Origin of the sequence: Tannerella forsythia (assembly GCF_003860135.1) — a bacterium.
GTDB classification, from domain to species: domain Bacteria; phylum Bacteroidota; class Bacteroidia; order Bacteroidales; family Tannerellaceae; genus Tannerella; species Tannerella forsythia_A.
The window spans coordinates 1-1,789 of the sequence record NZ_RQYN01000123.1; the positions used below are offsets into that span (position 1 = coordinate 1).

General features: G+C 44.4%; 1 protein-coding gene. It reads right to left on the minus strand.

Annotated features, from left to right (window positions below):
- Positions 1-78: 78 nt before the first annotated feature.
- Positions 79-657 (minus strand): hypothetical protein, encoded by a 579-nt coding sequence (locus EII41_RS13555; protein ID WP_124790999.1) that lies wholly within the window; start codon positions 655-657, stop codon positions 79-81.
- Positions 658-1,789: the final 1,132 nt, after the last annotated feature.

Consider the following 1,789-nt stretch of genomic DNA (forward strand, 5'->3'; position numbering starts at 1 on the left):
ATAAAATTTAAACAGGCTCTAAGTTATGGTCGAATTTTTGTCCTCATTTTATTTGCGTATTAATATAGTTCGTTATTTTCATTTAATCAATGTGACTTTGGCTTGATAGTCCATGACGAGCTTGAGACGTACGATGACTTGGGGACGGATACCGGTGAGGATCACGTGCAGTTTGTCGTTTTTGAGTTTGTCGAGGAGTTCGCCGTTGATAATGGTAAATTTTACCTTGCGCGCGACGGCATCTATCACGTCGGCCTTAGCGACTAAGACTGTTTGATTATCGAAATAGAGTTTGGCCGTGCGGAACGTGTTCAGATCGAACCCTTGCGGAGTAACGACTTCGAGCGTTCCCTGCGTGATGAGAAACGACTTGAGATGCTCGAACGAAAGCCCGTTTTTTTCCAGTTCGGCGGCCACGTTTACATTCAGTATGCCGTCGTAGAGTACCTCTTCCGTCGCGCTCGCGAGTAACATCGGGGCTTCTTCCCCCTGTGCGCCGGCCTGCGAAAGCACCGACGGATGTACATCGAACACAATTTCGCGATTCTTGACGGAAATTTCTTTACTGAGCGCGTTTTGAAGCGTCTCTTTACATGATCCGGTCGCCAGTATGATCCCTAACAGACAACCGAACGAAATCCATTCTGCTTTCTTCATAATCTGTTTTTTTACCTTGTTAATACATACCATCGCTGACAAAATTAAACAAGTAAACAGCGTGTGTCAATCATATAAATATATGATTTTTACATTGTCAAAAATCCAAAACAGATTGTAAAAAATAATTTATCTTAAAACTACATTCTTTAGAAAACCAATCAATTACAAAACAATCTTTAAAAAATCAGGAAAAAAACAACTCTTCCGGGTTTAATTACGAAACATTTTTTCACATACAAAATCATATAAATATATGATTTTTCATTTCAGGCCGATTCCGGGAAAAACAAAGAAACCGACATTTTTATGGCTGTACAGGAGCAGGATTCGGGAGGCGTTTTCGGGAGGAAGTGAAGCCCTTCGGGCGGAGAGGTGTTGATTTGGCTGATGGCTGAACGTTTATTAAAATTACGAATTACGAGGTCCGAACGCAAATGATCGAAAAGTGAAAAGTGAAAAGTGAAAAGTGAAGCCCTTCGGGCGTTGAGGTGTTTAGTTGTTGATTTGTTGAGGTGTTTGCCGGTCGACATCCCCCCTGCCCCCCCCTTCAAAGGGGGAAGAGCGGAGCGAAGGGGGATGTCATCCCTTTAAAGGGGGCAAGCATGATAAACGCCGAACTGTGTACCCGGTATAACAAAACAAGAGCCCTGAAAGGGCGCGTTAATTCAGCCCAATGTGGAGCGAAGCGAAGCGTTGGGGAAACAAGGCGCCCCCTCGGCGGAGGGCTGAAAGCCTGAGGTAATACATGTAGTAGTGAAAAGTGAAAAACGAAAAGTGAAAAACGAAAAGTGGAAAGTGAAGCCCTTCGGGTGTTGAGTTGTTGAAATGTTTAATTGTTGAGGTGTTTGCCGGTCGACATCCCCCCTGCCCCCCCTTCAAAGGGGGAAGAGCGGAGCGAAGGGGGATGTCATCCCTTTAAAGGGGGCAAGCATGGTAAACGCCGAACTGTCTATCGCGTAATTTGGGTTAATATCATTGTTGTACAACAACAGAGCAAAAACAGCTGTTTGAATGCCGGATACTCAGTTTCCAGAGCAAAAACAGCTGTTTGGACGCCGGATACTCAGTTTCCAGAGTAAAAACAGCTGTTTGAATGCCGGATACTCAGTTTCCAGAGCAAAAACAGCTG

What these genes read in the sequence shown, in the direction of transcription:
- EII41_RS13555 (WP_124790999.1), bottom strand. Translation starts at nt 657, where the DNA reads ATGAAGAAAGCAGAATGGATTTCGTTCGGTTGTCTGTTAGGGATCATA.